This is a genomic window from Neorhizobium sp. LMR1-1-1.1 (assembly GCF_040675795.1).
Taxonomy (GTDB): domain Bacteria; phylum Pseudomonadota; class Alphaproteobacteria; order Rhizobiales; family Rhizobiaceae; genus Neorhizobium; species Neorhizobium cellulosilyticum.
The window spans coordinates 870,671-895,843 of record NZ_JBEGHE010000025.1; the positions used below are offsets into that span (position 1 = coordinate 870,671).

The 25,173-nt window shown below is 58.7% G+C and carries 24 protein-coding genes; 14 read left to right on the forward strand and 10 right to left on the reverse strand.

Features of this window, described 5'->3' with window-relative positions; genetic code table 11:
- Positions 1–9: 9 nt before the first annotated feature.
- Positions 10–807 (reverse strand): phosphoadenylyl-sulfate reductase, encoded by a 798-nt coding sequence (locus MRBLMR1_RS17275; RefSeq protein ID WP_148144030.1) that lies wholly within the window; start codon positions 805–807, stop codon positions 10–12.
- 361 nt (positions 808–1,168) lie between these two features.
- Between MRBLMR1_RS17275 and MRBLMR1_RS17280 the strand changes: the two genes are divergently transcribed.
- The 8 genes from MRBLMR1_RS17280 (at position 1,169) to MRBLMR1_RS17315 (ending at position 9,111) form a co-directional block, all read left to right on the forward strand.
- The gene (locus tag MRBLMR1_RS17280; RefSeq protein WP_148144029.1) at positions 1,169–1,633 is read left to right on the forward strand and encodes an RrF2 family transcriptional regulator; all 465 of its coding nucleotides are present in this window, start codon (positions 1,169–1,171) and stop codon (positions 1,631–1,633) included.
- A gap of 80 nt (positions 1,634–1,713) precedes the next feature.
- Positions 1,714–2,226, forward strand: coding sequence for a GNAT family N-acetyltransferase (locus tag MRBLMR1_RS17285; RefSeq protein WP_246435927.1), 513 nt, complete (start codon positions 1,714–1,716; stop codon positions 2,224–2,226).
- A 252-nt stretch (positions 2,227–2,478) separates the two neighbouring features.
- Positions 2,479–3,516, forward strand: a complete 1,038-nt coding sequence (locus tag MRBLMR1_RS17290; RefSeq protein ID WP_183684984.1) for a sulfate ABC transporter substrate-binding protein — start codon at positions 2,479–2,481, stop codon at positions 3,514–3,516.
- Positions 3,517–3,604: 88 nt separating this feature from the next.
- Positions 3,605–4,462, forward strand: a complete 858-nt coding sequence (gene cysT, locus MRBLMR1_RS17295) for a sulfate ABC transporter permease subunit CysT (RefSeq protein ID WP_148144027.1) — start codon at positions 3,605–3,607, stop codon at positions 4,460–4,462.
- The gene (cysW, locus tag MRBLMR1_RS17300) at positions 4,455–5,315 is read left to right on the forward strand and encodes a sulfate ABC transporter permease subunit CysW (protein WP_148144026.1); all 861 of its coding nucleotides are present in this window, start codon (positions 4,455–4,457) and stop codon (positions 5,313–5,315) included. Before cysT ends, cysW begins: the two co-directional genes overlap by 8 nt.
- Before the next feature lie 12 nt (positions 5,316–5,327).
- The gene (locus MRBLMR1_RS17305; RefSeq protein ID WP_148144025.1) at positions 5,328–6,365 is read left to right on the forward strand and encodes a sulfate/molybdate ABC transporter ATP-binding protein; all 1,038 of its coding nucleotides are present in this window, start codon (positions 5,328–5,330) and stop codon (positions 6,363–6,365) included.
- Positions 6,366–6,769: 404 nt separating this feature from the next.
- Positions 6,770–7,747 carry a GNAT family N-acetyltransferase gene (locus MRBLMR1_RS17310; RefSeq protein WP_500065383.1) on the forward strand — a complete coding sequence of 326 codons (978 nt, stop codon included), beginning with the start codon at positions 6,770–6,772 and terminating at the stop codon, positions 7,745–7,747.
- A complete protein-coding gene (locus MRBLMR1_RS17315) occupies positions 7,744–9,111 on the forward strand; it encodes an AcvB/VirJ family lysyl-phosphatidylglycerol hydrolase (RefSeq protein WP_148144023.1) in 1,368 nt (455 codons plus the stop codon). Before MRBLMR1_RS17310 ends, MRBLMR1_RS17315 begins: the two co-directional genes overlap by 4 nt.
- Before the next feature lie 54 nt (positions 9,112–9,165).
- Here MRBLMR1_RS17315 and MRBLMR1_RS17320 read toward each other — a convergent pair whose 3' ends face one another.
- The 6 genes from MRBLMR1_RS17320 to betC all read right to left on the reverse strand — a co-directional run bounded on the left by MRBLMR1_RS17320 (position 9,166) and on the right by betC (position 16,317).
- Positions 9,166–9,525, reverse strand: coding sequence for a hypothetical protein (locus tag MRBLMR1_RS17320; RefSeq protein WP_148144022.1), 360 nt, complete (start codon positions 9,523–9,525; stop codon positions 9,166–9,168).
- A 29-nt stretch (positions 9,526–9,554) separates the two neighbouring features.
- Complete coding sequence (locus tag MRBLMR1_RS17325) at positions 9,555–11,111, reverse strand: S8 family peptidase (protein ID WP_500065386.1); 1,557 nt, start codon at positions 11,109–11,111, stop codon at positions 9,555–9,557.
- 96 nt (positions 11,112–11,207) lie between these two features.
- Positions 11,208–12,857 carry a choline dehydrogenase gene (betA, locus tag MRBLMR1_RS17330; RefSeq protein WP_148144020.1) on the reverse strand — a complete coding sequence of 550 codons (1,650 nt, stop codon included), beginning with the start codon at positions 12,855–12,857 and terminating at the stop codon, positions 11,208–11,210.
- A gap of 100 nt (positions 12,858–12,957) precedes the next feature.
- Entirely contained in the window at positions 12,958–13,317 is a 360-nt protein-coding gene (locus MRBLMR1_RS17335) for a hypothetical protein (RefSeq protein ID WP_148144019.1), read from the reverse strand.
- 2 nt (positions 13,318–13,319) lie between these two features.
- Positions 13,320–14,783: a betaine-aldehyde dehydrogenase gene (gene betB, locus MRBLMR1_RS17340; RefSeq protein ID WP_148144018.1), complete on the reverse strand. Its 1,464-nt coding sequence runs from the start codon at positions 14,781–14,783 to the stop codon at positions 13,320–13,322.
- Between the two features lie 16 nt (positions 14,784–14,799).
- Entirely contained in the window at positions 14,800–16,317 is a 1,518-nt protein-coding gene (gene betC, locus MRBLMR1_RS17345) for a choline-sulfatase (protein ID WP_500065390.1), read from the reverse strand.
- 550 nt (positions 16,318–16,867) lie between these two features.
- Here betC and MRBLMR1_RS17350 point away from each other — a divergent pair.
- From MRBLMR1_RS17350 to MRBLMR1_RS17360, 3 genes are all read left to right on the forward strand, one after another.
- Complete coding sequence (locus tag MRBLMR1_RS17350; RefSeq protein ID WP_148144016.1) at positions 16,868–18,673, forward strand: GGDEF domain-containing protein; 1,806 nt, start codon at positions 16,868–16,870, stop codon at positions 18,671–18,673.
- Positions 18,674–18,751: 78 nt separating this feature from the next.
- On the forward strand, positions 18,752–19,768 hold the full coding sequence (locus MRBLMR1_RS17355; protein ID WP_148144015.1) for an NAD(P)H-quinone oxidoreductase: 1,017 nt from the start codon (positions 18,752–18,754) through the stop codon (positions 19,766–19,768).
- A gap of 593 nt (positions 19,769–20,361) precedes the next feature.
- Positions 20,362–20,508, forward strand: coding sequence for a DUF1127 domain-containing protein (locus MRBLMR1_RS17360; RefSeq protein WP_148144014.1), 147 nt, complete (start codon positions 20,362–20,364; stop codon positions 20,506–20,508).
- Between the two features lie 78 nt (positions 20,509–20,586).
- Here the strand turns inward: MRBLMR1_RS17360 and MRBLMR1_RS17365 are convergent, their stop codons facing one another.
- The gene (locus MRBLMR1_RS17365; RefSeq protein WP_148144013.1) at positions 20,587–21,324 is read right to left on the reverse strand and encodes a DUF3750 domain-containing protein; all 738 of its coding nucleotides are present in this window, start codon (positions 21,322–21,324) and stop codon (positions 20,587–20,589) included.
- Positions 21,325–21,447: 123 nt separating this feature from the next.
- Between MRBLMR1_RS17365 and MRBLMR1_RS17370 the strand changes: the two genes are divergently transcribed.
- Positions 21,448–22,455: an asparaginase gene (locus MRBLMR1_RS17370; RefSeq protein WP_183684985.1), complete on the forward strand. Its 1,008-nt coding sequence runs from the start codon at positions 21,448–21,450 to the stop codon at positions 22,453–22,455.
- Between the two features lie 78 nt (positions 22,456–22,533).
- Entirely contained in the window at positions 22,534–23,157 is a 624-nt protein-coding gene (locus MRBLMR1_RS17375; RefSeq protein ID WP_148144011.1) for a glutathione S-transferase family protein, read from the forward strand.
- Positions 23,158–23,202: 45 nt separating this feature from the next.
- On the opposite strand, the gene MRBLMR1_RS17380 is transcribed toward MRBLMR1_RS17375, so the two are convergent.
- On the reverse strand, positions 23,203–23,424 hold the full coding sequence (locus MRBLMR1_RS17380; RefSeq protein ID WP_148144010.1) for a hypothetical protein: 222 nt from the start codon (positions 23,422–23,424) through the stop codon (positions 23,203–23,205).
- Positions 23,425–23,525: 101 nt separating this feature from the next.
- Here MRBLMR1_RS17380 and MRBLMR1_RS17385 point away from each other — a divergent pair, with 101 nt between their 5' ends.
- Entirely contained in the window at positions 23,526–24,416 is an 891-nt protein-coding gene (locus tag MRBLMR1_RS17385) for a LysR substrate-binding domain-containing protein (protein ID WP_148144009.1), read from the forward strand.
- 2 nt (positions 24,417–24,418) lie between these two features.
- On the opposite strand, the gene MRBLMR1_RS17390 is transcribed toward MRBLMR1_RS17385, so the two are convergent.
- Positions 24,419–25,072 carry a glutathione S-transferase family protein gene (locus MRBLMR1_RS17390; RefSeq protein WP_148144008.1) on the reverse strand — a complete coding sequence of 218 codons (654 nt, stop codon included), beginning with the start codon at positions 25,070–25,072 and terminating at the stop codon, positions 24,419–24,421.
- Positions 25,073–25,173: the final 101 nt, after the last annotated feature.

Here is a 25,173-nt window from a genome sequence, read left to right on the forward strand (position 1 = left end):
ATTTGGGCCTCAGCGGGCGATGGAACTCGCGAGCGGTGCTGAAGCCGGTATCGGCTGAGACGCGCTTTCCGGGACATGCAGTCCGCATTCGCGTTTCTCGTCGTTTTCCCACCACCATCGTCCGGCGCGTTCAGGCTCGCCGGGCTTGATGGCGCGGGTACAGGGCTCGCAGCCGATGGAGGGGTAACCGCGGGCATGCAGCGGGTTGACCGGGATATGCTCAGCCGTCACATGGGCATTGATCGTGTCGATATCCCAGTCGGCCAGCGGGTTGACCTTGATGAGGCCGCGCTCGGCATCATATTCGGCAAACGGTGTGGTTGCGCGATTGCCGGACTGGCCGCGGCGCAAACCGGTCACCCACACCTGCGCTTGCGAAAGCGCCTTGGCGAGCGGGATCAGCTTGCGCACATGACAGCAGGCGTGCCGTGCTTCGACACTGTCGTAGAAACCGTTCAGGCCATATTTCGCGGCATAGGCATCGATGTCGTCCTGTTGCGGATAAAACCGTCGGATCGTCATGTCGTAACGCTCCTCGGTTTCCGAGATGAGCGCGACCGTTTCTTGGAACAGACGTCCGGTTTCCAGCGTGGAAACTTCGATAGGAAGGCGATGCGTACCGATTGCGGCGGTGATGACCTGGTCTTCTATTCCAAGCGAGGTGGTGAAAACGGCGTGGCCAAGTTCGGCAGCAGCGGAAAGACGGCCGGCAAGATCGAGGCTTGCAAGTCTGGCGTTCAATTCTTCGGCGAGGCTCTCGTTGCCTTTTGCATACGCGGTACGCTTAATCACATCATGCGAGGTCATGGTTCTTCTTTCATCAGCAAGTGCTGTAGTATTGCGACTTGCAGGGGCTGATGACAGGAAAAGCCGTTTCTTCCGCCGGTTCTGGGGAGCAAATATCTCTAGAAAGCCGGGCCTACACAGAAAACCTGCCGCCTTAACCAAATGTGACTGTTTTTACGGCAGCAGATGCCCGCATAGGTTTGTATTTTCTGCATGTTTGCGGTACTCCAGAACGGAGTGTGCAATGCGGCATAGCCGTGTGCACGAACGCGACCGCGGATGTCGCATCCAAGATATTCGCGAGGCGCAGGGATACGAAGTGTGAAGCGGCGACGTGAGGGCAAAAAAGCCTCGCGGCGGCGTTGCTGTTGATGGTTGCGTGATGATATCCCAGAAAGCGAAATATGCGCTTCGAGCCTTGGCCGCTCTGGCGCAGGCCGACCCGGATGAGCCGATGCTGATCTCGGAGATCGCGGTCCAGCAGTCCATTCCGAAGAAATTTCTGGAACAGATTCTGCTCGACCTGAAGCGCTCCGGCATCGTCATGAGCCGCCGTGGCAAGCAGGGTGGATATCTACTGCTGAAGCCCGCCGACGCGATCTCCTTCGGTGAAGTCCTGCGGCTTGTCGACGGCCCGATCGCTCCGCTTCCCTGCTTGTCGCAAACCGCCTATCGCAAATGCGATGATTGCGATGGCGAACACCTGTGCGAAATCCGCCATGTCTTCGCCCGTGTAGCCGACGCCACCCGCGACGTTCTGTTCAATACCACGATTGCCGATGCGATCGAGGGGGCAGGCGAAGGTACACATAAGCCAGCCCAGGTGAGAGAGCTTCTGACGGCGTAAGCCCTCTTGCTTAATTGATATTGGCGTCTGCCTACGTGCAGCAGGGCATGCTAATGTACTCTCCTTGTCGAGAGGCTGGCATGTTTTCTGTGTCCATCGCAAAATCACCGAAGGACTTCGAGATCGCCGCGGCGCTGTGCCGGGAACTGGCGGATTGGGATATCGCCATGGCCGCGACCCATGGCGTCGATCCTCAACTGGTGACGGATCTTTATCACGGTGAGACTGCGGCAAGCCTTGCCCGGCGTTACGCGCAATCGGGGACAGGAATGCTGCTGGCATCATGGGATGGCCAGCCGGCGGGATGTTTGGCATTTTCCATCTTCGACGATACGGCCGACGAACTTCACAAATTCTACGTGGGCCCCGATTTCCGGCAAAGAGGCATCGGCGGCGCAATGATGCGGGCGGTCATCCATGCTGTCGAAGCGCGTCGGAAGAGCACGCTGCTTGCGCACACCACCATCTATATGACCGATGCTATCTCGATCTATCGCGCCTGCGGTTTCGACTTCTGCCCACCCTTTCGAGACGTGCCCAAAGCGGTTGGCCATACGGAGATTTTCCTCAGGCGCGACTCTCCGCCGGGTTGAAATCGAGCCTCTGGAACGAATTTCGGCCGGATTGCGTTTTTGCCGTTCGGTGTTTTCCCGATGCTGCTGTTCTGTGAACTGATGCTCATGGAACGCATTCTTTGTCGCGCGAACCCGCCCGAGGGAAACAGTTTTGCCTTCTTTTCGCCGTGAATTGACTAAGACGACCTGACCGATAGAGTTTAGCCCATATCAAATGGCCCGATGATCACGGGACACTGGTCATGGGACAAGGATCACAGGAGAGACTCTATGCTGAACTTCACCGATGGGATTGGAAAGCGGCTGGCAGTGGTTGCGCTCGGCGTGACGCTCGCTGCAGGAAGCATAGCGCCGGCCTTTGCCGCGAGCCAGCTTCTGAACGTGTCCTACGATCCAACACGCGAGCTCTACAAGGATTTTAACGCCGCCTTTGCCAAGCACTGGAAGGCGGAAGGTGGTGAGGATGTCACAATCCGTCAGTCGCATGGCGGCTCCGGCGCGCAGGCCCGCTCTGTGATCGATGGCCTTGAGGCCGATGTCGTGACGCTGGCGCTGGAAAGCGACATCAATGCCATCCAGAAGACCGGCAAGATCAAGGAAGACTGGCGCACCCGCCTGCCCAACAATGCTTCGCCCTACACCTCGACGATCGTCTTCCTCGTTCGCAAGGGTAATCCGAAGGGCATCAAGAACTGGGGCGATCTGGTGAAGGGCGACGTGCAGATCGTTACGCCGAACCCGAAGACATCCGGTGGTGCTCGCTGGAACTATCTGGCTGCCTGGGCTTGGGCCAATGAAGAATTCAAGGGCGATCAGGACAAGATCAAGGCCTATATCGGCGACCTCTACAAGCGCGCTCCGGTTCTCGATACCGGTGCCCGCGGATCCACCGTCACCTTTGCCCAGCGCCAGATCGGCGACGTCCTGCTCGCCTGGGAAAACGAGGCCTATCTGGCCGGTGAGGAATTCGGCAAGGATGCGTTCGACATCGTCGTGCCGCCGATCTCCATCCTCGCCGAACCGCCGGTCGCAGTCGTCGATGCCAATGTCGACGCCAAGGGCACCCGCAAGGTCGCCGAAGCCTATCTCCAATATCTCTATTCCGACGAAGGCCAGAACATCGCGGCCAAGCACTTCTATCGTCCGTCCAAGCCGGAAGTGGTGAAGCCGGAACTGTTGAAGCAGCTGCCTCCGATCAAGCTCGTCACCATTGACGATCCGCTCTTCGGCGGCTGGAAGAAGGCGCAGCCGGAACACTTTGGTGATGGCGGCATTTTCGACCAGATCTACAAGCCCGGCGCCAAATAATCACTCAAGTGACACTGGAGGCACGGTGCGGTAGTTTGTTGCCGCACCGTTGCCATGTCGGGCCTGAACGTAGAATTCGGAACCAAGCATGACCGCATCCGCTACCGCTTCCACGGCGGGCTGGAGATTGAAACAGCCGAGCATCATCCCGGGTTTCGGGTTGACGCTCGGCTTTTCGCTCGCCTACCTGTCGCTGATCATTCTCATCCCCATCGCCGGCCTGCTCTGGCGCACGGCCGAACTCGGCTGGTCGGGCTTTTTTGCCATCCTCTCCGATGAACGGACGATCCGGGCTCTTTATGTATCCTTCGGCACGGCCTTTATCGCGGCAGTGATCAATGTCGTCTTCGGCACGCTGCTCGCCTGGGTGCTCACCCGTTATCGGTTTCCCGGACGCCGGCTGATCGATGCGATGGTCGATCTGCCCTTCGCCCTTCCGACGGCTGTTGCCGGTATCGCGTTTGCCTCGCTTTATGCGCCGAATGGCTGGATCGGCTCGCTGTTCATGCCCTTCCGCATTGCTTTCACGCCGATCGGCATCGTCATCGCGCTGATCTTCATCGGTCTTCCCTTCGTCGTGCGCACCGTGCAGCCGATCATGGAAGAGATCGACAAGGAGGTGGAAGAGGCGGCTGCCACGCTTGGCGCCAACCGGTTCCAGACGATCTTCAACGTGCTTCTGCCCGGTCTTACGCCAGCCCTTCTCACAGGCTTTGCGCTCGCCTTCGCGCGCGGTGTCGGAGAATACGGCTCGGTCATCTTCATCGCCGGTAACATCCCTTACGTGTCTGAAATCGCACCGCTGCTGATCGTCATCCGGCTGGAAGAATTCAACTATGCCGGCGCGACCGCCATCGCCACGATCATGCTTCTGATCTCCTTTGCCATGCTTCTGGTGATCAACCTAATCCAGGCCTGGAGCCGCAGGAGATATGGCAATGTCTGATAATCGCCGTATCTCCTTCCGTAACCCGGCCGACGAAAGCTTCTCCACCAAGCTGATCCTTGTCGCCCTGACGCTCGTCTTCCTCGCCTTCTTCCTGTTCCTCCCGCTTGTCTCGGTTTTCTACGAAGCCTTTCGCGAAGGATGGGTCACCTACGAGGAGGCGTTGCTGGAACCCGATGCCTGGGCAGCGATCCGGCTGACGCTGATCGTGGCTGCCATCGCCGTGCCACTCAATCTCGTCTTCGGTCTGGCCGCCTCCTGGGCGATCGCCAAGTTCGAGTTCAAGGGCAAGGCGTTTCTGATCACCCTGATCGATCTGCCGTTTTCGATCTCGCCGGTCATCTCCGGCCTGGTCTATGTTCTTCTCTTTGGCAGCGGCAGCCTTCTCGGCCCCTGGCTGAAAAGCTATGGCATCGAGATCCTGTTTGCCGTGCCGGGCATCGTGCTTGCCACCGTCTTCGTGACCTTCCCCTTTGTTGCGCGCGAACTGATCCCGCTGATGCAGGACCAGGGCACCGGCGATGAGGAGGCGGCACTGTCTCTGGGTGCTTCCGGCTGGCAGACGTTCTGGTATGTGACGCTGCCCAATATCAAATGGGGCCTGCTTTACGGCGTGCTGCTCTGTAACGCTCGCGCGATGGGTGAGTTCGGCGCCGTCTCAGTCGTTTCCGGCCGTATCCGCGGCCTCACCAACACCATGCCGCTGCATGTCGAGATCCTCTATAATGAGTACAACATGGTCGCGGCCTTTGCCGTGGCATCCCTGCTGGCTCTTCTGGCACTCGTCACGCTCGCGTTGAAAACCTTTCTCGAACTTCGGTTCGGTGCCGGCGCTGCCGGCGGCCGGCACTAGGATACCCCGCGTATGGAAGTCAAAATCAACAATATCCGCAAGGAATTCGACCGTTTCGCCGCGCTGAATGACGTATCGCTCAATATCGCTTCGGGCGAATTGATCGCGCTGCTCGGCCCGTCCGGTTCCGGCAAGACGACACTGCTTCGCCTGATCGCCGGCCTGGATTTCCCGACTGCCGGCCAGATTTTCTTCGGTGAGGAAGATGCCTCCCGCCATTCGGTCCAGGAGCGCAATGTCGGCTTCGTTTTCCAGCATTACGCGCTGTTCCGTCACATGACCGTGGCGCAGAATATCGGCTTCGGCCTCAAGGTCCGTCCGTCCGCCAGTCGCCCGCCGAAAAGCGAGATCAAAAAGCGGGTTTCCGACCTGCTCGACATGGTGCAGCTCTCGGGTCTTGAAAATCGCTATCCCAACCAGCTTTCCGGCGGTCAGCGCCAGCGCGTGGCGCTTGCCCGTGCCATGGCGATCGAACCGCGCATCCTTCTGCTCGACGAGCCTTTCGGAGCGCTCGATGCAAAGGTCAGAAAGGAACTGCGCCGCTGGCTGCGCGAATTCCACGATCGCACCGGCCACACGACCGTGTTCGTCACCCACGACCAGGAAGAAGCGCTTGAGCTTGCCGACCGTGTTGTCGTCATGAGCCAGGGCAAGATCGAGCAGGTCGGTTCAGCGGATGATGTCTACGACCGCCCGCAGTCGCCCTTCGTCTTCTCTTTCATCGGCGAATCCTCGCATCTGCCGGTCGAGGTGAAGAATGGTACGGTTCTGTTCCAGGGCGAGCCGATCGGCATTTCGGAAAAGACCGATGCGGCCGGAGACCTGTTCTTCCGTCCGGAAGACGTGGTCCTGACCGACGAGAAGGACGCATTGTTCGGCAAGGTTACTGCCTGTCGCCGTCTTGCCGGCACCCGTATTGCCGAGATTGACATCGCCAACAACGGCCACGATCCCTTCCATGTCGAGGTGGAGGTACCATTGCATGCTCCGGTCGAGCTTGGTTCGGAAGCCCGTTTCCGCCCGACCCGCTGGAAGATCTTTAATAAGTAACTGCCGGACGGTTTACGGCCGGAGGCCGTGAGCTTGTTGATGTTCCAGCCCTGTCCGAAGATCAAGGAGGGGCTGGAATACTATTCCATCCAAGCTTCGTCTGTCGTCTTGCCCGCATCGGTTTGTATATCCGGCTCATGTGTCGCAGCCGCTACATCTTTAAGGCGTAAGATTCGATAAATACAAATACGCTAAGGCAATTGCGGTTCAACGTCTTTAATAGGCTTAAAATGTCGGCTCATGTCGATGAAACCTGCCAACAGAAGCAGCATGAGCTGCTGCCCCCACCTGTAGTCGATACAGTTTCGGCATCCCGTCAGCCATTGTTCGGGCGTTTTCTGCGCGGCGCTGGCCAAGCGCAATCCAGAGGGCGCACCCTTCGGCAAGGCCCTCCGCCGGAAGATATGGCGAAGGCGCTGGCCATCCTTGCAAACCAGCCGAATGCCAGCGCTGGGCTTGTCCGGCTTGGAGACAAACAGATCCTGTTTTCCGATTGCGAGCAGGCGTTTGTCATGTATGCCCGGCACGGCCACTCGCTGGTCGCGCTGTTCGATCCCGTCGGCCCGCAGGAACTGTGGCCAAACCTGCTTGAAAAGTTCATGGCGACGGCGCGTCATCTAGGCAGCCGGCCGGTCTTCTATCAGGTTTCGAAAGCTTTCCTGCCGCACGCCTTCGACTGCGGCCTGCGTCCATACAAGCTCGGCGAGCAGGCAGTGGTAGACCTGACCCGTTTCGACCTCAAGGGCGGTGCCTGGCTGAAACTGCGCCGCTCGATCAATCGCGCCGAACGCGACGGGCTGGAATTCTCCATGCTTTCACCCGATGAGGTGCCCGAGGTCATAGACGAGCTGCTCTCGGTCTCGCGTGCCTGGCTTGCCTCGCACAATGCCTCGGAGAAGGGTTTTTCGCTCGGCACATTCGATCTAGCCTATGTCAAGGCATGCCCGGTGGCGATCATCCGCTTGGAAGGGCGCATCGTCGCTTTTGCAAACATTCTCGAAGCCGGGCAGCATGGCGATGCCTTCATCGACCTCATGCGCCACATTCCCGAGACGCATCGCGGAATGATGGATCTGCTCTTCGTACGCATTATGGAGCATATGAAGGCGCGGGGTTTCCGCACGCTCAATCTCGGCATGGCGCCTCTCGCGGGCCTTGCCGATCATCACTATGCGCCGCTGTGGAACCGGCTCGGCCGGGAGATCTTCGAATTCGGCGAGCGTTTCTATAATTTCCGCGGCGTGCAGGCTTTCAAGTCGAAGTTCGATCCGATCTGGCAGCCGCGTTATCTCGTCGTTTCGGGCCGCGGTCTTCCGCTCGCTTCCATCTTCGATGTAACGATGCTGATCGGCGGCGGGTTGCGCGGGATCTTGCGCAGATGAGGGCTTTGCCGGTTATCGTTGCAGCGCTCACGCTGGTTGCCGGTGCCGTTGAACTCTATCACATGCAGTTCGCTCAGAATGAAATCGTCAGCCTGCCGACCTCCCGCATCAGCGATCCGCAGGTGCAGGAAAAAGGCATCGTCGTGCTTCTGTCGGACGCCGATGGCTGGGGCCGCGAAGAAGACCGCATGTCGGATGCGCTGACAGCCGATGGTGCTGTAGTCGTCGGCGTCGATCTGCCCGACTATTATGCCGGGCTTGGCGAAGAGAAGCGGGACTGCCTCTATCTCGTCTCCGATATCGAGGAACTGAGCCGCCAGATCCATCGCGATCGGGACATGACGACCTATCGCGCTCCGCTGGTGGCAGGCATCGGCGCCGGCGGATCGCTGGCTCTGGCGATTGCCGCCCAGACACCGTTCTCCACCATCGGCGCGACGCTGGCGGTCGACCCGGATCCGTCGATCGCCCTGTCGAAAATACTCTGCACGCCGGCGCCGAAAAATCAGGTCGATGGCGGTATGCGCTATGGCCTGACCGAAGGCGAGCTGCCGAACAATATCGACGTCGTATTCACGCCCGAAGCCGCAAAGGCGGGGCGCGAGCATGTCGAAGATCTGAAACGCACCCACCCCGACATCGAGGTGACTGCGGATGACGAGGCTTCCGAGGAAGCTTTGCTTGCAGTTTCACGCAGCGTGATGACAGCCGCTGAGGCCACCGGTTCTCCGCTGGACCTTCCGATTGTGCCGATCGAGGCCGCGCCGCGCCGCAATACGATGGCGATCATCTATTCCGGTGACGGCGGCTGGCGTGATATCGACCAGAAACTCGCGGCATATCTGAAGGACGAGGGAATCCCGGTCGTCGGCGTCGATGCCCTGCGCTATTTCTGGAACGAAAAGACGCCGGCACAGACGGCAGCCGACCTTTCCCGCATCATCGCCACCTACCGCCAGCGCTGGAATGTCGAGAATGTCGTTCTGATCGGCTATTCCTTCGGCGCCAACATTCTGCCCGCCACTTACCGGCTGTTGCCGAAAGATGACCAGGATGCGGTTCGTCTCATGTCGCTGCTGGCACTGTCGCATCAGGCCGATTTCGAAATCGCCGTCACCGGATGGCTCGGTTATGCCGGTGCCGGCAAGCATGGTGACCCGGTGGATGACTTAAGAGCGATCGAGCCTCTTAAGATCCAGTGCGTCTATGGGCTTGAGGAAGAAGATACGGCCTGCCCGGATTTGGGTGAAATCCCGGGTGTCGACATACAGCCGCGCAAGGGAGGTCATCATTTCGACGGCGATTACCGCGCACTCAATCAACTCATCGTTGATCGACTGAGCCAGCTTCTGTCAGTGATGTGACAGTGAAATTCGGTTGTTGCCACGGCAAGCGCAACGGAAAGATCGTGGCGTGCTTTAGATCGCCGCGAAGCTTGCTTCATTGGGCAGGAGATCGACCTGCTGTCCGTCGAACAGGTCCGAATGTTCGCCGATCGCCTGTTCCCAGGCGGCTGCCGGTCCCTGGGCGATCAATTGCAGCGAACCGTTCATGGGGTTGACGACCTTCAGTCCGAGCGGCTCATAGGCATTCAAGGCATCGATGACCGGTGCCTTGGCGCGCAATGAAACGTCCCGCAAGGCCGCCTTGCGGGCCATGATATCCGATATCTCTCGAGCCTGAGACATTTCCTGATCGGCATTCACTTCGACGATGAAAACGATCGAGTCCTGCGGCGACGAGCTCGAAACGATATTCCTGACTCTGGCATTCAGCATGGTCAGTCCTTTCGATGGAAGAGCCGGCGTCATGGCAGCAGGCCTTCCAGGTCAATGCAGCCACGCCCCACTCTTGGGGCAATATTGGCCCAATTTTGATTACATCTAGTAAACTCCATCAGCGTTTCCGTCAAACGTCGAGGCTGGCCGGTGAGTTCCGGATACTTCTCAAGAATGAGCGCCAGAGCTGATGAAATACATGGCGCCGAGAGCGAGCTGCCGTTCATGGAGGCGTAGCCGCCGCCGGCGAGAGCACTGTGTATATCCACGCCCGGTCCTACGATATTCGGTTTGCTCGGGGCTTGCCGCGCTGTATCGCCGTAGGAATAACCCCAGTCGCTGAAGGCCGGGACGCGGTCGTCCCTGTCGATCGCCCCGACGGCGACGACATGCTCAAGCTTGGCGGGAAAGCAATGGTTGCCCATACCCAGGTTGCCGTTGTTGCCGATTGCCGCCACGACCACCGCACCCTGGTCGGCAGCGTTGCCGATCGCCTTGTAAAGGCTGCTGATATCCTCTCGGGTCAGGTTTCGTGTGCCGAGCGATGCGTTGACGATCTGGACGCCGTCGCCTTGAGGGCCGGCTTCGTTGACGAGCCAGTTCAGGCCGCCAAGCAACTGCGCAAAGTAGCCTCGCAATCCCCCGTTCTCCGACTGCTCCGTCAGCACGGCCGCAACCGAGAGATGGACCTGCGGTGATATGCCGGCGTTCTGGCCGGCGCATATGCCTGCCACGTGTGTTCCGTGGCTGCCGAAATCCCGCGGACTTGCGCCCGGCACTTCGACGCCGTTGAGGTCGAACTGCCGGTAGACGATATGTTCGCCTTTCCTGTGTGAAAATTCAGGATGATCGACATCGATGCCTGTGTCCAGAAGGCCGATGGAGATGCCGTTGCCCCGGTATGCCTGGGGAAGCTCGCCTCGATTGGGAAGAATGCGACGGTGCCAGAAGTCGGGTGAAGTTTGCAACTCCCGGATCTCCGGCGGACGCACCAGGATTTCCGAGTTCGGAACGACCTCGACGCCCTGTTCTTCGAGGATATCGATCATCGGCTGTTCCAGTCGAGGCAGGATCACCGCTCCCAGCGCTTCGAGATAGACCCCGCGCAGAAACAGTCGCTCGCCGCGGCTCACCCGCGCAACCGCTGGCAAAGCCTGCCGATAGGTGTTGGAGGCGTTGATGAGATCCAATGTCGTTTGCGATCGGGACGTCATCGCCACATGCATCAGCCGCCTCAATTGTTTGCGGGAATCCGTCTGGCTCGTTTGCGGAAAGATGATTTTGTTCTCGGAACCCGGACCGGCCTTGTCGCTCTGTTCGTCCAGATAGCGATTGTCCGGAAGGAGAATGATTACGGACGATTTGGGCGAAACCTCGATATCAGCCGCAAGCCCGCCGATCTCCGGGCGGCTGTACCGGGCAAGCGACTGGATGCCGCGCTTGTTCTTGTAAAGGCGGATCCAGCGCCTTCTCAGATCTCGCCGGTGGCGTTTTCCTGCAAAACCGCCGCTTCCGCGCCAGACGGACGACTGCTTTGCAAGCGCACGCACAAACTCTTCCGGCGCCAACGCCAGAATCCTGCTCATCATGATTCGCCCCCAACTTTTGACTGAGGCGAGAATATTATCGCTATTTAAGATTGCAACAATTTCCTGCGCAACCAAAGGGTGAGGAGGGTTGCATCAGCGGTCGCTGAGTGCTGCCCGCGGATTGACCCAGGGCTCTTGATTGCTCCGGGGCAGGGGAACTTTTCCGAGGATATGATCTGCCGCCTTCTCGCCGGTCATGATCGAAGGCCCGTTGAGATTGCCATATGTGATGTGCGGGAAGATCGAACTGTCCGCGACCCTCAAACCTTCCACTCCGATGACGCGACATTCCGCATCGACGACAGCTTGTCGGTCGTCAGCGCTTCCCATCCGGCAGGTGCCGCAGGGATGGTAGGCGCTTTCCAGATGCTCGCGCAGGAAAGCGTCGATCTCGTCATCCGACAGCAGGTTTTCACCGGGCTGGATTTCCGGTCCGCGATAGTCGTCGAATGCTTTCTGGTTGAAAATTTCACGCGTCAGCCGCACGCAATGGCGGAATTTGATCCAGTCTTCCTCATGGCTCATGTAGTTGAAGCGAATGACCGGATCATCCTTCGGATCCGCCGAACGAAGGGTTACGTTGCCCCGCGATTTGGAAAGATTGTAGCCGACATGTGCCTGAAAGCCGTGGCTCTTGGCGGCAGCTTTCCCGTCGTAGGAAATCGCCACCGGCAGGAAATGATACTGGATATCCGGCTGCTTCAAGCCGGCCTGCGAGCGCAGGAAGGCGCAGGCTTCGAACTGGTTGGAGGCGCCAAGGCCGCCCTTGGACAGCACCCATTGCGCCCCCGCCACCCCCTGCCAGAACCACGGCAGCCAGGAGTAGAGCGAAACCGGCTTGGTCGAGACCTGCTGGAAATAGAATTCCATATGGTCCTGAAGATTGGCGCCGACGCCTGGCCGATCAGCCTTCACCTCGATCCCCATGTCCTTCAAGTGCGCCGCAGGCCCGATGCCTGACAGCATCAGAAGCTTGGGCGAGTTGAAGGACGAGGCTGCCACGATCACCTCGCGATTGGCTTTAACGATCTCCGGCACGCCGCGCCGCAACACCTCGACACCGGTCGCCCGTCCATTCTCGATGACGATCTTCTGCGCCAGACCATAGACGATCTCGACATTCTTCCGCTTCATCGCTGGCCGCAGATAGGCATTGGCGGCAGACCAGCGGCGGCCCTGATGGATCGTCTGTTCCATCAGCCCGAAACCCTCCTGTTTCGAGCCGTTATAATCCTCGGTCGTTTCGAAGCCTGCCTCGGCACCCGCCCGGATGAAGGCATGAAAGAGCGGGTTATTCACTGGCCCGCGCTGCACATGCAAAGGCCCGTCGGTACCACGCCAGCCTTCCTCGCCGCCATGGCTGTGCTCCATCCTCTTGAAATAGGGCAGCACGTCGGCATAGGACCAGCCTCGCGCGCCAAGCTCCTCCCAACGGTTGTAATCCTCCGCATGGCCGCGCACGTAAACCAGCCCGTTGATCGAGGATGAACCTCCCAGAACCTTGCCGCGCGGCGCGGTGATGCGGCGGTTGTTGAGATTGGGTTCGGGTTCGGAGAGATAACCCCAATTGTACCGCTTCATGCTCATCGGCCATGCCAGCGCTGCCGGCATCTGGATGAACGGGCCATAGTCCGACCCACCCGCCTCGATGACGATCACCGAATGCCTGCCATCCTCCGAGAGGCGGTAAGCCATGGCAGATCCTGCCGAGCCGGAACCGATGATGACGAAATCTGCCTGCATGAGTGTCTCTGATCCGATCTATTAGGTATCTCGGTGAATTTTAGCTGGATGCAGTTCTCAGTTGAGTTCCGATGTCTTATTTCTTTGGTAGCGATATCGTTTAGGCGGCGCGTGACCGATGGAAAATAAGCACTTTACCAAGAAGCTCCTGGCGAAGCTTGCGCGTGGCCAGAGTGAAAGGCTCGAAGAGGAGCGCAACCGAACACGCCTCAGCAAAGATATTTCCAACACTTATCGAGATCGCCGGGAAAACCGGCAACCGTTCGCTCGTTGCATGGTGCATCACGCGCGCATGTTTTTCGTAGGCATCGGCATGTTTGTCGGGACTTTGGTGCATTTGCGCTTCGGGATAAATCTGATCATTTGCGTTGCTGCTTTCGCCGCTTGCACTTTCTTCATCTTCGAGCGTTGGAGACAGATAAAGCGCGCACGCGACGCCCATTTCGACTAACGGCTTCACCCTCAATACGGCGCCTCGACCTTGCCCATTCCCACATAAACCGTCTTCAGCTCGGAATAATGCTCCAGCGCCGCAAGCGAGTTTTCCCGTCCGAAACCGGACTGTTTCGATCCACCGAAAGGAATTTCCACCGGGCAGAGATTGTAGGTGTTGATCCACAACGTCCCGGCCTCAAGTTGGTCCACCACCCGGTGCCCGCGCGAAAGGTCGGCGGTGAATACCCCCGCCGACAGGCCGAATTCGGTGGCGTTCGCCCGCGCGATCACCTCGTCCTCGTCGTCGAAATCCAGCACACACATCACCGGGCCGAAAATCTCTTCCCGCGCAATGGTCATCTCGTCGGTCACATCGGCAAATACGGTCGGCTGGATATAATAACCTTCACCGGTCACGTCGTTCGGAATGCCGCCACCGGTCAGAACGGTCGCCCCCTCCGCTTTGCCCTTGTCGATATAGCTCAAGACCTTCTGGCGCTGGTCAAACGAGATCAGCGGCCCCATCTGTGTCGCCTCATCCATAGGCTCGCCGATGATGATCTTTTCCGTCCGCTTCTTCAGCCGCGACAGGAACTGGTCCTTCACCTTGCGCTGCACGAAAACGCGGGTGCCGTTGGAGCAGACCTGACCGGTCGAATAGAAATTCCCGAGCATCGCCCCACCGATGGCCGAGTCGATATCGGCATCGTCGAACACGATCAGCGGCGATTTCCCGCCAAGCTCCATCGTCACATGCTTGAGCTTGCCAGCAGCCGCTGACGCCACCTTGCGGCCGGTCGGCACCGAACCGGTGAGCGAAACCTTGGCGACATCGGGATGGTTGACGAGCAGCGGCCCTGTCGTCCGGTCACCCTGGATGACGTTGTAAAGCCCTTTCGGCAGACCGGCTTCGATCAGGATCTCGGCAATCTTCAGTGCACCGAGCGGCGTGTTTTCCGATGGCTTGAACACCATGGCATTGCCGGCGGCAAGCGCCGGCGCACCCTTCCAGCAGGCAATCTGCTGCGGGTAATTCCAGGCACCGATACCGACGCAGACGCCGAGCGGTACCCGCTTCGTATAGGCAAAATCGCCGCCGAGCGGGATATACTGGCCGTTCAGGCCCGCAGCGATCACGCCGCCGAAAAATTCGAAGCTGTCGGCACCCGAAGTCGGATCGGCGACGATCGTTTCCTGGATCGGCTTGCCGGTATCGAGCGTTTCGAGTTCGGAAAGTTCGTGGTTCCTCTCGCGCATGATTTCGGCGGCGCGTTTCAGGACGCGGCCGCGCGCCGTCGGGCTCATTGCCGCCCATTCCGGCTGGGCGCGTTTGGCCGCTGCGATCGCCTTTTCCACAATCGCCGGCGTTGCCGCATGCAGCCTTGCGATCACCTCGCCGGTGGCGGGGTAAAGGCTCTCGATGACGCTGCCATCGGTGTCTTCCACATATTCGCCATCGATGAAGTGGCTGGCTTTCGGCTGTGCTTTCATTCTCTTGTCTCCGTCCTCACTCCCCACGGGGATAACGCTTGGACTCTTCCAGATTGTCGAGGTTCATGTGGTTGCGCATGTAGCGCTCGGAGGCCTTCTGCAAAGGCTGGTGATCCCACGGATAATAGGCGCCGTTGCGTAGTGCTTCATACACTACCCATCGCCGCGCCTGGCTTTCCCGCACGGCGGCGTCGAAGCCCGCCATGTCCCATTTGGCATCCCGTTTGGTGCGAAATCCTTCAAGAACCTCCGCATGAGCCGGGTCGACCGCAAGGTTCGTGAGCTCCTTCGGATCGGCTTCGAGATCGAAAAGTTGCTCTGGATCGAGTTCGCAATGGATATATTTCCACTTGCCCTCTCGAATTCCGACGAGCGGCGCGTAGGACGCTTCGGCCGCATATTCCATCAGCACCGGCGAGGTCCGTTCGCCGCCATCGATCACCGGCTTCAGGCTTTCGCCATCCGTCCATGGCGCAATCTCGGAGATCGATATCCCGGCAAGTTCGCAAAGCGTCGGCGTCACGTCGAGATTGGAAACGGGAGCTTTGTGCAGGGCAGGGGCAATGCCCGGTCCCGCCACCATCAGCGGCACACGCGCGGAGCCTTCGAAGAAGTTCATCTTGAACCACAATCCGCGCTCGCCCAGCATGTCGCCATGGTCGGAACAGAACAGGATGACCGTATTGTCGAGCATCCGGGTGCGGGTCAGCGTATCGATCAGCTCGCCGACCTTCTCGTCGATATAGGAGATATTGGCGAAATAGGCCTGGCGCGAGCGGCGCACATTTTCCTCGGTAATGTCGAAGCTCGCATAATCGCATGATTTCAGGATGCGCTGCGAATGCGGATCCTGGCTCTCCAGCATCCCGACATCCGGCATCAGATACTCGCAGTCGTTATAGAGATCCCAGAACTTTTTTCGCGCCACGTAAGGGTCGTGTGGATGGGTAAACGAGACCGTCAGCGCCCACGTCCGACGATCCGCATCATCGTTTTCGCGTGCGAGATGATAGAGCTTCTGGTTGGCCAGAAACGCCACTTCATCGTCATATTCCATCTGGTTGGAAATCTCGGCCACGCCGGCACCCGTCACCGATCCCATATTGTGATACCACCAGTCGATCCGCTCGCCCGGCTTGCGGTAATCCGGCGTCCAGCCGAAATCGGCCGGATAGATATCGGTCGTTAGCCGCTCCTCAAAGCCGTGCAACTGGTCCGGCCCGACGAAATGCATTTTTCCCGAAAGTGCCGTGTAATAACCGGCGCGGCGCAGATGGTGCGCATAGGTCGGGATTGACGATACATATTCCGCGGCATTGTCGTAAACCTGCGTCCGGCTCGGCAATTGCCCGGCCATGAAGGATGCGCGGGCAGGGGCACAGAGCGGCGAGGACGTGTAGTTGTTGGCAAACCGCGCCGAGCGCGCGGCAAGTGCCTTCATGTGCGGCGCATGCAGCCACTCCGCCGGTCCGTCGGGAAACAGCGTGCCATTCAACTGGTCGACCATGATGATGAGAAAGTTCGGGCGGTACATGATCGCGGCAGGACCTCTGTAGGCAGGAATGGCAATGTAAGGAGTTATTTTCGATCTTGTTTTCGATCAAGCGATGATTGCGAAACGCGCTATCCCAAATGCGTAGAGCGCATTGAACGCGCCCGGCCACTTAATCATGCAGTCTGATCCGCGCGATTGACGCTACCAAGTGCCGCAGCAGATTTGGATAGTCATCGGAAATGCGGGTAGCGTTTGCCATCAGTGTGATCGCGGCATTTGACGGTCCCGTCATTGCGTCAGGCTGGCCGGTTAACAGCTTGGCAGTGCTTGGCATTTCCCTAAAGTCGGACCTGTTGTCCAAGACTGGTCAACCTCCGCGCCGGCACTTGCTGCACACTGTCCAAACATCGGATAATCCCTCGTAATTCATTGAATTTTAAGCAAATACCGGAAGCTCGTCACAAAACCTTCATGCGATTTTCATAGAGGAGCAACGGATTGTTGACGGGTAGCGCCGCAACCTGCGCAACGTCATTTAAGGCCTTTTTTCGAGCATTTTGAAAAGCGCTCGTGCAGTGGAGTAATGCGTATGTCGTCTGCGGCTGTTCTCGAACCGGGTGTTGTCCGGCGATATGCAGGCGACCAGCTTGTTACCCTCGGGAAACTGGTTCTCGAAAATGCCTTCCAGCCGATTGTCGAAGTGGCGACAGGATCGGTCTTCGGTTACGAATCCCTGCTGCGTGGCCATGAACGGATCGGCTTTTCCTCTCCGCCGGAATTGCTCGACGAGGCCCAGCAGGCAGGCCAGCTTCTGGCGCTTGAGCAGATGATGTCCGGCCGCGCGCTCGCCAAATTCGCGACGCTTCCCGACTATTCGTCAGCCACGCTTTTTCTCAATCTGGATGTCCGGCTGATCCGTCAGGGGCATGAATTCCTCGAAAGAGTGCTTCACCATCTGCGGGCGGCCGAGATCGCGCCGTCTTCGGTCTGTTTCGAATTCTCCGAACGCTTCGACAACACCAGCGTACCGGAATTTGCCGATCTGGTGGCCGATATGCGCAAGGCGGGCTTCAAGCTCGCCATCGACGATTTCGGTGTCGGTCACGGCGAGATGAAGCTGCTCTGTGACTTCCCCGTCGACTACCTGAAGATCGACCGGCATTTCGTGTCCGATATCGACCGCAATCCGCGCAAGCGCCATCTGGTCAAGAATATCGTCAACATCGCCCACACGCTCGGTATCCGGGTCATTGCCGAGGGCATCGAGACGGAATCCGAATTTCTGGCCTGCCGCGAATATGGTGTCGATCTCGTTCAGGGCTATTTCATCGCCAAGCCGACGACCTTCCTGACCGAACTGCAGCCGGCCTTTCCGCATCTTGCCGATATCGGCCGTGCGCGCCGTTCCAGCCAGTCGCTGGACGAGATCCTCATCCGCAAGCAGATCGAAAAACTGCCGACGGTTTTCGAGAATGACGCGATCGATTCTGTATTCGAATTGTTCCGCCGCAATCCGCGCCAGGCATTCTTTCCGGTCCTGAACGCCAATGGCGAACCGCGTGGCGTCATCAACGAATACCACCTGAAGGAATTCATCTATCAGCCATTCGGTCGCGACCTTCTGAAGAACAAGGTCTATGAACGCTCGATCGCTCACTTCGTCGAGCGCGCCCCGATCATCGGGCTGGATGCCGAGGCGGAAGAACTGATGAGCCTTTTTGCCAACATGGAAAACAGTGCCTGTGTCATCCTCACCGAAAACATGCGTTATGCCGGCGTCGTCTCGGCCGCATCTCTCATCAAGGTGGTGAACGAGAAGCAGCTGAAGATCGCGCAGGATCAGAACCCGCTGACTAGCCTGCCGGGTAACCGCGCGGTACGCGATTTCATGCAGGAAGCTGGCCGCGACGACGAGGAAAGCCGCTTTTTCTGCTATTGCGACTTCGACAATTTCAAGCCGTTCAACGATCACTACGGTTTCCAGAAGGGCGACCACGCAATCTCGCTGTTTGCCGCGCTGATGAAGCGTTACTTCTTCTCGGAGGGTGACTTCCTTGGCCATATTGGCGGCGACGACTTCTTCATCGGCATCCGCGATTGGACACGCGAGGAGCTGGACGAAATCCTCGAGCGCCTGCTGTCGGATTTTCACGGCGATGTGATAGAGCTTTATTCCGAAGAAGAACGAGCCTCCGGCAGGATCCGCGGTCATGACCGCTCGGGCCGCGAACGGGACTTCCCGCTGTTGCGCTGCTCTATCGGCGTTCTGGAGCTGCCCAAGGGCCTGCTTCTTGATGATATCGGCCGCATCAGCGTCGAGATCGCATCGGTCAAGGCAACTGCCAAGGAGAGCGAAGGCGGTCTCGTCTTCTCGTCCTTTGGTGAGACAAAGTGACCGGCCACATCCACCGGTCCCTTTCTAAGGCAGAGGTCGTGTCCTAAGTCAGTGGTCTCATGCTGACAGGAGACTTTTATGCCGCTTCCCAATGAGATGCGTTTCATCGATCTGCCGTCCTTCGGTTCCCCCGACGTAATGGTGGTGGCCCGCGGGCCGCTGCCGAAGCCACGTCCCTGCGAAATTCTGGTCAAGGTCGAGGCAGCGGGCGTCAATCGCCCCGATGTGGCGCAGCGTCAGGGCAATTATCCCGCGCCCAAGGATGCAAGCCCGATCCTTGGGCTGGAGATTGCCGGCGAAGTCGTGGCTCTCGGAGAAGGTGTTTCGGAATATTCGGTAGGCGACAAGGTCTGCGCACTGGCGAATGGCGGCGGTTATGCAGAATATTGCGCAGTGCCGGCCGGCCAGGCTCTGCCTTGGCCGAAAGGCTATGATGCGGTCAAGGCGGCTGCCGTTCCGGAAACCTTCTTCACCGTCTGGGCCAATCTCTTCCAGATGGCCGGCCTGACCGAGGGTGAGAGCGTGCTGATCCATGGCGGCTCAAGCGGCATCGGCACGACCGCAATCCAGCTTGCCAGGACCTTTGGCGCAACCGTCTATGCAACGGCCGGATCTAAGGAGAAATGCGACGCCTGCGAAAAGCTCGGCGCCACGAGAGCGATCGACTACAAGTCGGAAGACTTTGCCGAAGTCATCAAGGCAGAGACTGAAGGGCAGGGCGTCGATGTCGTGCTCGACATGATCGGGGCGGCTTACTTCGAGAGGAATCTCTCCGTGCTGGCCAAGGATGGCTGTCTGTCGATCATAGCTTTCTTAGGGGGAGCGAAGACCGACGCCATTGATCTGAGACCCATCATGGTCAAGCGCCTGACGGTGACCGGCTCGACCATGCGGCCGCGCACCGCAGACGAAAAGCGCGCCATTCGCGATGATCTCGTCACCGAAGTCTGGCCGCTGCTGGAACAGGGCGATATCGCCCCGGTCATCCATTCGGTGCTGGACTTCGATCAGGTTGCGCAAGCCCATATGCTGATGGAAACGAGCAGCCATATCGGCAAGATTGTTCTGAAGATAGGGGAAGGAAAGGTGGCTTGAAGGAATCACAATCCGGTTCAGGCTTGCGAATGCTAAGCCGGGATCGGTGATTTTGCAAAGCACTTATATTCGCGCAGCGTTACATAACTTGCCTTGCAAGACATGCGTATGACACCTACCTTCTAGTCATCGTCAACGTAGTGAAAGGAAGGTGATCCAATGTCTAATGAGATTTCGGTCTGCGTAACGGGCAATGGAAAGGTGGCGGTCTTGACGGGGCAGCCCTCGGCCTGAACCACATCTTCTTTCGGACTGTCGAGAGACGGGCCGGGTTCGTTGAACGGACCAGATTTCATGGAAGGGTCGCCTCGGCGGCCCTTTTCCTTTTCTGCGGCAGGCATACGCGCGCGGCATGCCCGCAGCGAGGCTTCGCAAAATTGATGCGATTTTTTTGAGCTTAATTCTTTCAGGAATGCCTATTTTTAGCGCGGTTGCTTTGACCGAGATCACAAAAATCCCTGCTCATTTGGCAAGGGTGTGCTGCTAATCGAGTGCTACTTCAAGACGGTCTTCGCGCGTATAACAAACGCATCGAAACAAGAGGGCGCCACCTACCGGCCGCCGTTTCGAAAGCCCAGGAAAGGGGGACCATCATGAACGTGAAACGCACTTTGACCAATTGGCGCAACTATCGTCGGACGGTTGCCGAACTGGAGCGGATGACGACGCGCGAACTGGCCGATCTCGGGATCACCCAATACGAGATCCGCAGCTTCGCTCGGACCGCCCACGGTTTCTGATCGAAAAACAGGCAAATACTTCGATGAAAACGCCCGCCATGACGCGGGCGTTTTGCTTTTGTGGGATTACTCGCCGGATCAGATGCCTATCCGCCCGAGTGCCGGTATCTTGAGGCCGGGTCGGGCAAGATCGAAGCCCGCGACAAGTCCGAGAAAATGCACTTCCAGACCGCTGCGCTGGCCGACCGAGAAACCGGCAAGTCCACGCAGCGTTACATGAAGGTCGCGCCGGTCTTCGTCCAGATGAACGAATTCACCATTCGGCAGATAGTCGCGCCCCACCGCATGCGGCGGCAGCACGGCGCCGATTTCCGGCACGGTGCGCAGCACATAGGCGACGAACGTATTGGAATTCGGCCCGGGCCAAATCGTGTAGCCGCCGGGTTCTGCATAAGGATAGGCCGCGATCGCGCCTTCTATCTTCGGGATCAGTAACTCGGCCTTCGATCCCGTGACCGTGGCGACCAGCTGCGGTTCGTTCGAATACCAGTAGGCGTCGGGCGCCCGGTGATTGCGCCTGATCGGCGATCCCCAGCCCACCTTGTCGTAACGGGTATAGGCCGATGCGCCTTTTTCCTTGGTGACGATCCAGGCGTGGCTGGCGACAGAACCTTTAAGCCCACCCGTCATGGCGGAAAAGATGTAGATCGCCGCATCCTTGTTATCCTCGGGCTTGGGCAGGATGCCCGCCGAGGTCCAGCGCGCCGCACTCCACCCGGATGGGTGATCTTTCATTGCCCAAAGCCCCGCAGACGCGAAGGTCGGCAGCAGGTAGACGATGAAGATGATGATCAGCAGACGTTTTACCGATTTCATAAGCATTTCCCGTGCAAGTCTTCCGCGAACAGGATAAGAGCCTGCCACCAATCTCTTGTTGCCATATAAGAGCCTGCCACCAATCTCTTGTTGCCATAGAAGCCAGCAAAATCAGGACAGACCATGCAAAATCCCGTTACCGTTGAAGTGACCCGCGGTTCTTCCGTCGAAAGCCGTCACAGAGGATTGGGTGTGGTTGTCGATGGAAGCGGAAAGACCGTGTTTTCCTTCGGCGATGCCGAGGCCGGCGTCTTCCCGCGTTCCTCCTGCAAGGCCATGCAGGCGCTGCCCTTGATCGAGAGCGGTGCTGCGGACGCCTATGGCTTCGGCAATGCCGAACTCGCCTTTGCCTGTGCCTCTCACTCCGGCGAGGATCGTCATGTCGAAATGGCGGCATCCATGCTGGCGAAGGCCGGGCGCGATGTCTCTTCACTCGAATGCGGCGCGCACTGGTCTTCCGATCAGGCAACCCTGATCCATCAGGCGCGAACCATCGACAAGCCGACGGCGCTGCATAACAACTGCTCGGGCAAGCATTCCGGCTTCGTTTGCACCTGTGTCCATTCCGGCGCGCCGGTCGAAAATTATGTCGGTTACGATCACCCGCTGCAGCGCGAAATCCGCGAAGTCATGCAGAGCCTGACGGGCGCAGTGCTAGGCACCGACAATTGCGGCACGGATGGCTGCTCCATCCCGACCTATGCCGTGCCGCTCAAGGGACTGGCCCATGGTTTCGCGAAAATGCTGACCGGCGAAGGGCTTGCCGCATCGCGTGCCAAGGCGTCACGGCGCCTGATCGATGCCTGCATGGCCGAGCCTTTTTACGTCGCCGGCACTGATCGCGCCTGCACGAAGCTGATGGAAGTGGCGCCGGGCAAGATCTTTGCCAAGACCGGTGCCGAAGGCGTTTTTGTTGCAGCACTCCCCGACCAGGGCCTCGCCATGGCTGTCAAATGCGAAGACGGCACGACCCGCGCCGCCGAAGCGATGATCTTTGCGCTGATTTCCCGCTATTTCGAAAAGGGCGGCGAAACCCAGACGAAGCTGATGGCCATGGCCAACCGCCAGATGAAGAACTGGAACGGCATGCCTGTCGGTGATGTCCGCGTAACCGACGCCATGTTCGCCTGATAGAAGCGTATCGGCATCGCTCTGCACTGGTCTGCGTCTCCTGTCATGTTATGACTGTTGCAGATCAGGAGGATGTTGATGAACACGTTCTATTTTTCGCCCGGCAGTTGCGCGCTTGCCAGTCACATCGCACTCGCCGAATCCGGCCTGCCTTATCAGGTGAAGAAGCTGAACTTCGCCGAGGGCGAGCAGCGGTCTGAGGCCTATCTGGCGATCAATCCCAAGGGGCGTGTCCCGGCGCTTGTCACGGATAAGGGCGTGGTAACGGAAACTGTTGCCATTCTCGGCTATATCGCCCAGGCGGCACCGGAAGCGAGACTTGCGCCGCTTGCCGATCCCTTCCTCTTTGCCAAGATGCAGGCCTTCAACGCCTACATGGCGTCCACCGTGCATGTTGCGCATGCGCATGGCCGGCGCGGTTATCGCTGGGCCGATCAGGAAACCTCATTCGAGGACATGAAGAACAAGCTGCCGCAGGTGATGAGCGAGTGTTTTCGCATTATCGAGGACGGCATGCTCGAAGGCCCGTATGTGCTGGGAGAACACTATGCGACCGCCGATCCCTATCTCTTCCTGATGTCCGGATGGCTGAAGAGCGACCGGGTGGAGATCGCGGATTTTCCGCGCGTACACGCGCATTACCGCATGATGCTGGAGCGTCCCGCCGTGCAGAAGGCACTGGCGGAAGAAAAGGCAGCCTGAAGCAGAAGCAGCAACCGGTTTGCATCCCAAATTGCGGTGAACGCTTTATGCGCAGCGCGCGAGTGGCATGCTTTCCGGCTGAGCTTCGGCATCGGCTACCATCGGTGCCGGCATCGGAAGATAAGGCATGGGCAGGTCTGCGAGCTGCAGCAGATCCATCGCCCGAATGTCAGGATGGTCGAGAGCGTCTTGTCGGAAGGCCTCGGCCGTCGAGCGGGCCGACATCGTTTGTAGTATCGTGTTCAAGAAAATCTTGAGGGGGTTCATTATTCACCTCGCAAATGGTGGTTTCATTTGCAGGTTGAATATGTGCCTCGTTCGGCGTCACCACAATCGACATTATCAGGCACTCGTTATAGGTTTTCTATATGAGTAATCTGAATCTTGTCCATCTGAATGGTCTTCGGGCACTGGAGGCTGTCGCGCGTTTGGGCTCGCTGCAGGCCGCAGCGGCAGAGCTTGGCGTTTCGCTCGGCGCCGTCAGCCAGCAGGTGATAAAGGCGGAAGCGCAGCTTGGTCATCCTGTCTTTCAACGCCTGCCGAAAGGCATGATGCCGCTGGATACGGCAAGGCCTATGCTGGCGCGACTGACGGACGGGTTCCGCAGCCTTTCGGAAGCAGTGGCCGTCGGACGAGCGCGGGATGACAAGCTGCTGACGATCTCCGTGGCGCCGGTCTTCGCAGCCCGTTTCCTTGTACACCGGCTCGACCGGTTCACGGCATTGCATCCCGAGATCCGCCTGCGCATCGATGCGACCACCGCTCTGGCGGATTTCATTACCGATGGCGTGGATATCGGCATTCGTGTCGGGGCAGGAAAATGGCAGGGTGTGAATGCGGACCTGCTGTTGCCGCAGCTCGTTTTTCCCGTCTGCGCGCCGGCTCTGGCGGCGAAATTGCGCGAGCCGAAGGACATTCTCGAACTGCCCACGATCATCGACGGGCATGCGATGTTTTCCTGGGATGTCTGGCTTCGTTGCGTGGGCCTCGAGGGGAGGCAGATGCAGGTCCGTCACGTCTTCAATGAAGCCTCGCTCTGCCTCGACGCAACGATAAGAGGCGAGGGCGTGATGATCGCCTGGCAGACGCTTGCCGATTATCCGCTGGCGCAGGGCAAGCTGGTTGAGCCCTTTGCCATTCGCGCCGCGACCGGCTTCGGCCATTATTTCGTCACGCCGGCCGGAATTCGCCAGCCACCGAAGGTCAAGGCCTTTCATCGATGGCTGACGCAGGAGCTTGAGGCCTTGCAGCCTGAATAGTCTTATGGATTTGCCGGTTCGGCGTTCCGCTTTGCCCACATCGCCTGATAGCCGGGGCGATGGGTGCAGGCCTCATACCATGCCTTGAGCGATGGACGGTTGTCGAACAGCGGGTGATAACCGCGTGCATAACGCAGGATTTCGATGACATTGATATCCGCGGCGGTAAACCGATCGCCAACGAGATAATGTGTTGTCTCGAGATGCTTTTCGAGCGCATCCAGAGGACGGACAAGGCAGTCGGCTGCATCGTCGATCGCTGCGATGCCTTCCGGTGTGTCGCCCTTGGTTGACTGGATCTTCAGCGCATCCGTTTCGATGCTGGTTGCCGCAAACAGCGACCACTGCACCATCAGCGCTTCTTCCTCGATATTCTTCGGGCCGAGCTCGCCGCCATATTTGCGGGCGAGATAAAGCGAGATCGCAAGCGACTCGTGCAGCACGAAACCGTCGTCGTCCATCGACGGGATCGATCCCATCGGATTGACGGCAAGAAACTCGTCCGAGCGGGTATGCACCGGGCAGCCGGGGGCAGACGTGTCAGCCAGGCGATAGGCCTGGATGATCGGCACGAGCTCGAATGGCAGGCCGATTTCCTCGATAAGCCAGAGTGGCCGCGTCGCGCGTGAACGGTAAACCCCGTAGATCTTCAGCATCGATATCTCCTTGATGAGTTGGCGCGAAGCTAAAGCAATTCCAGCAAAAGTGGGAACCGGTTTTGCGTTCGGAATTGCGTGAAACAAATGATTAGAGCACT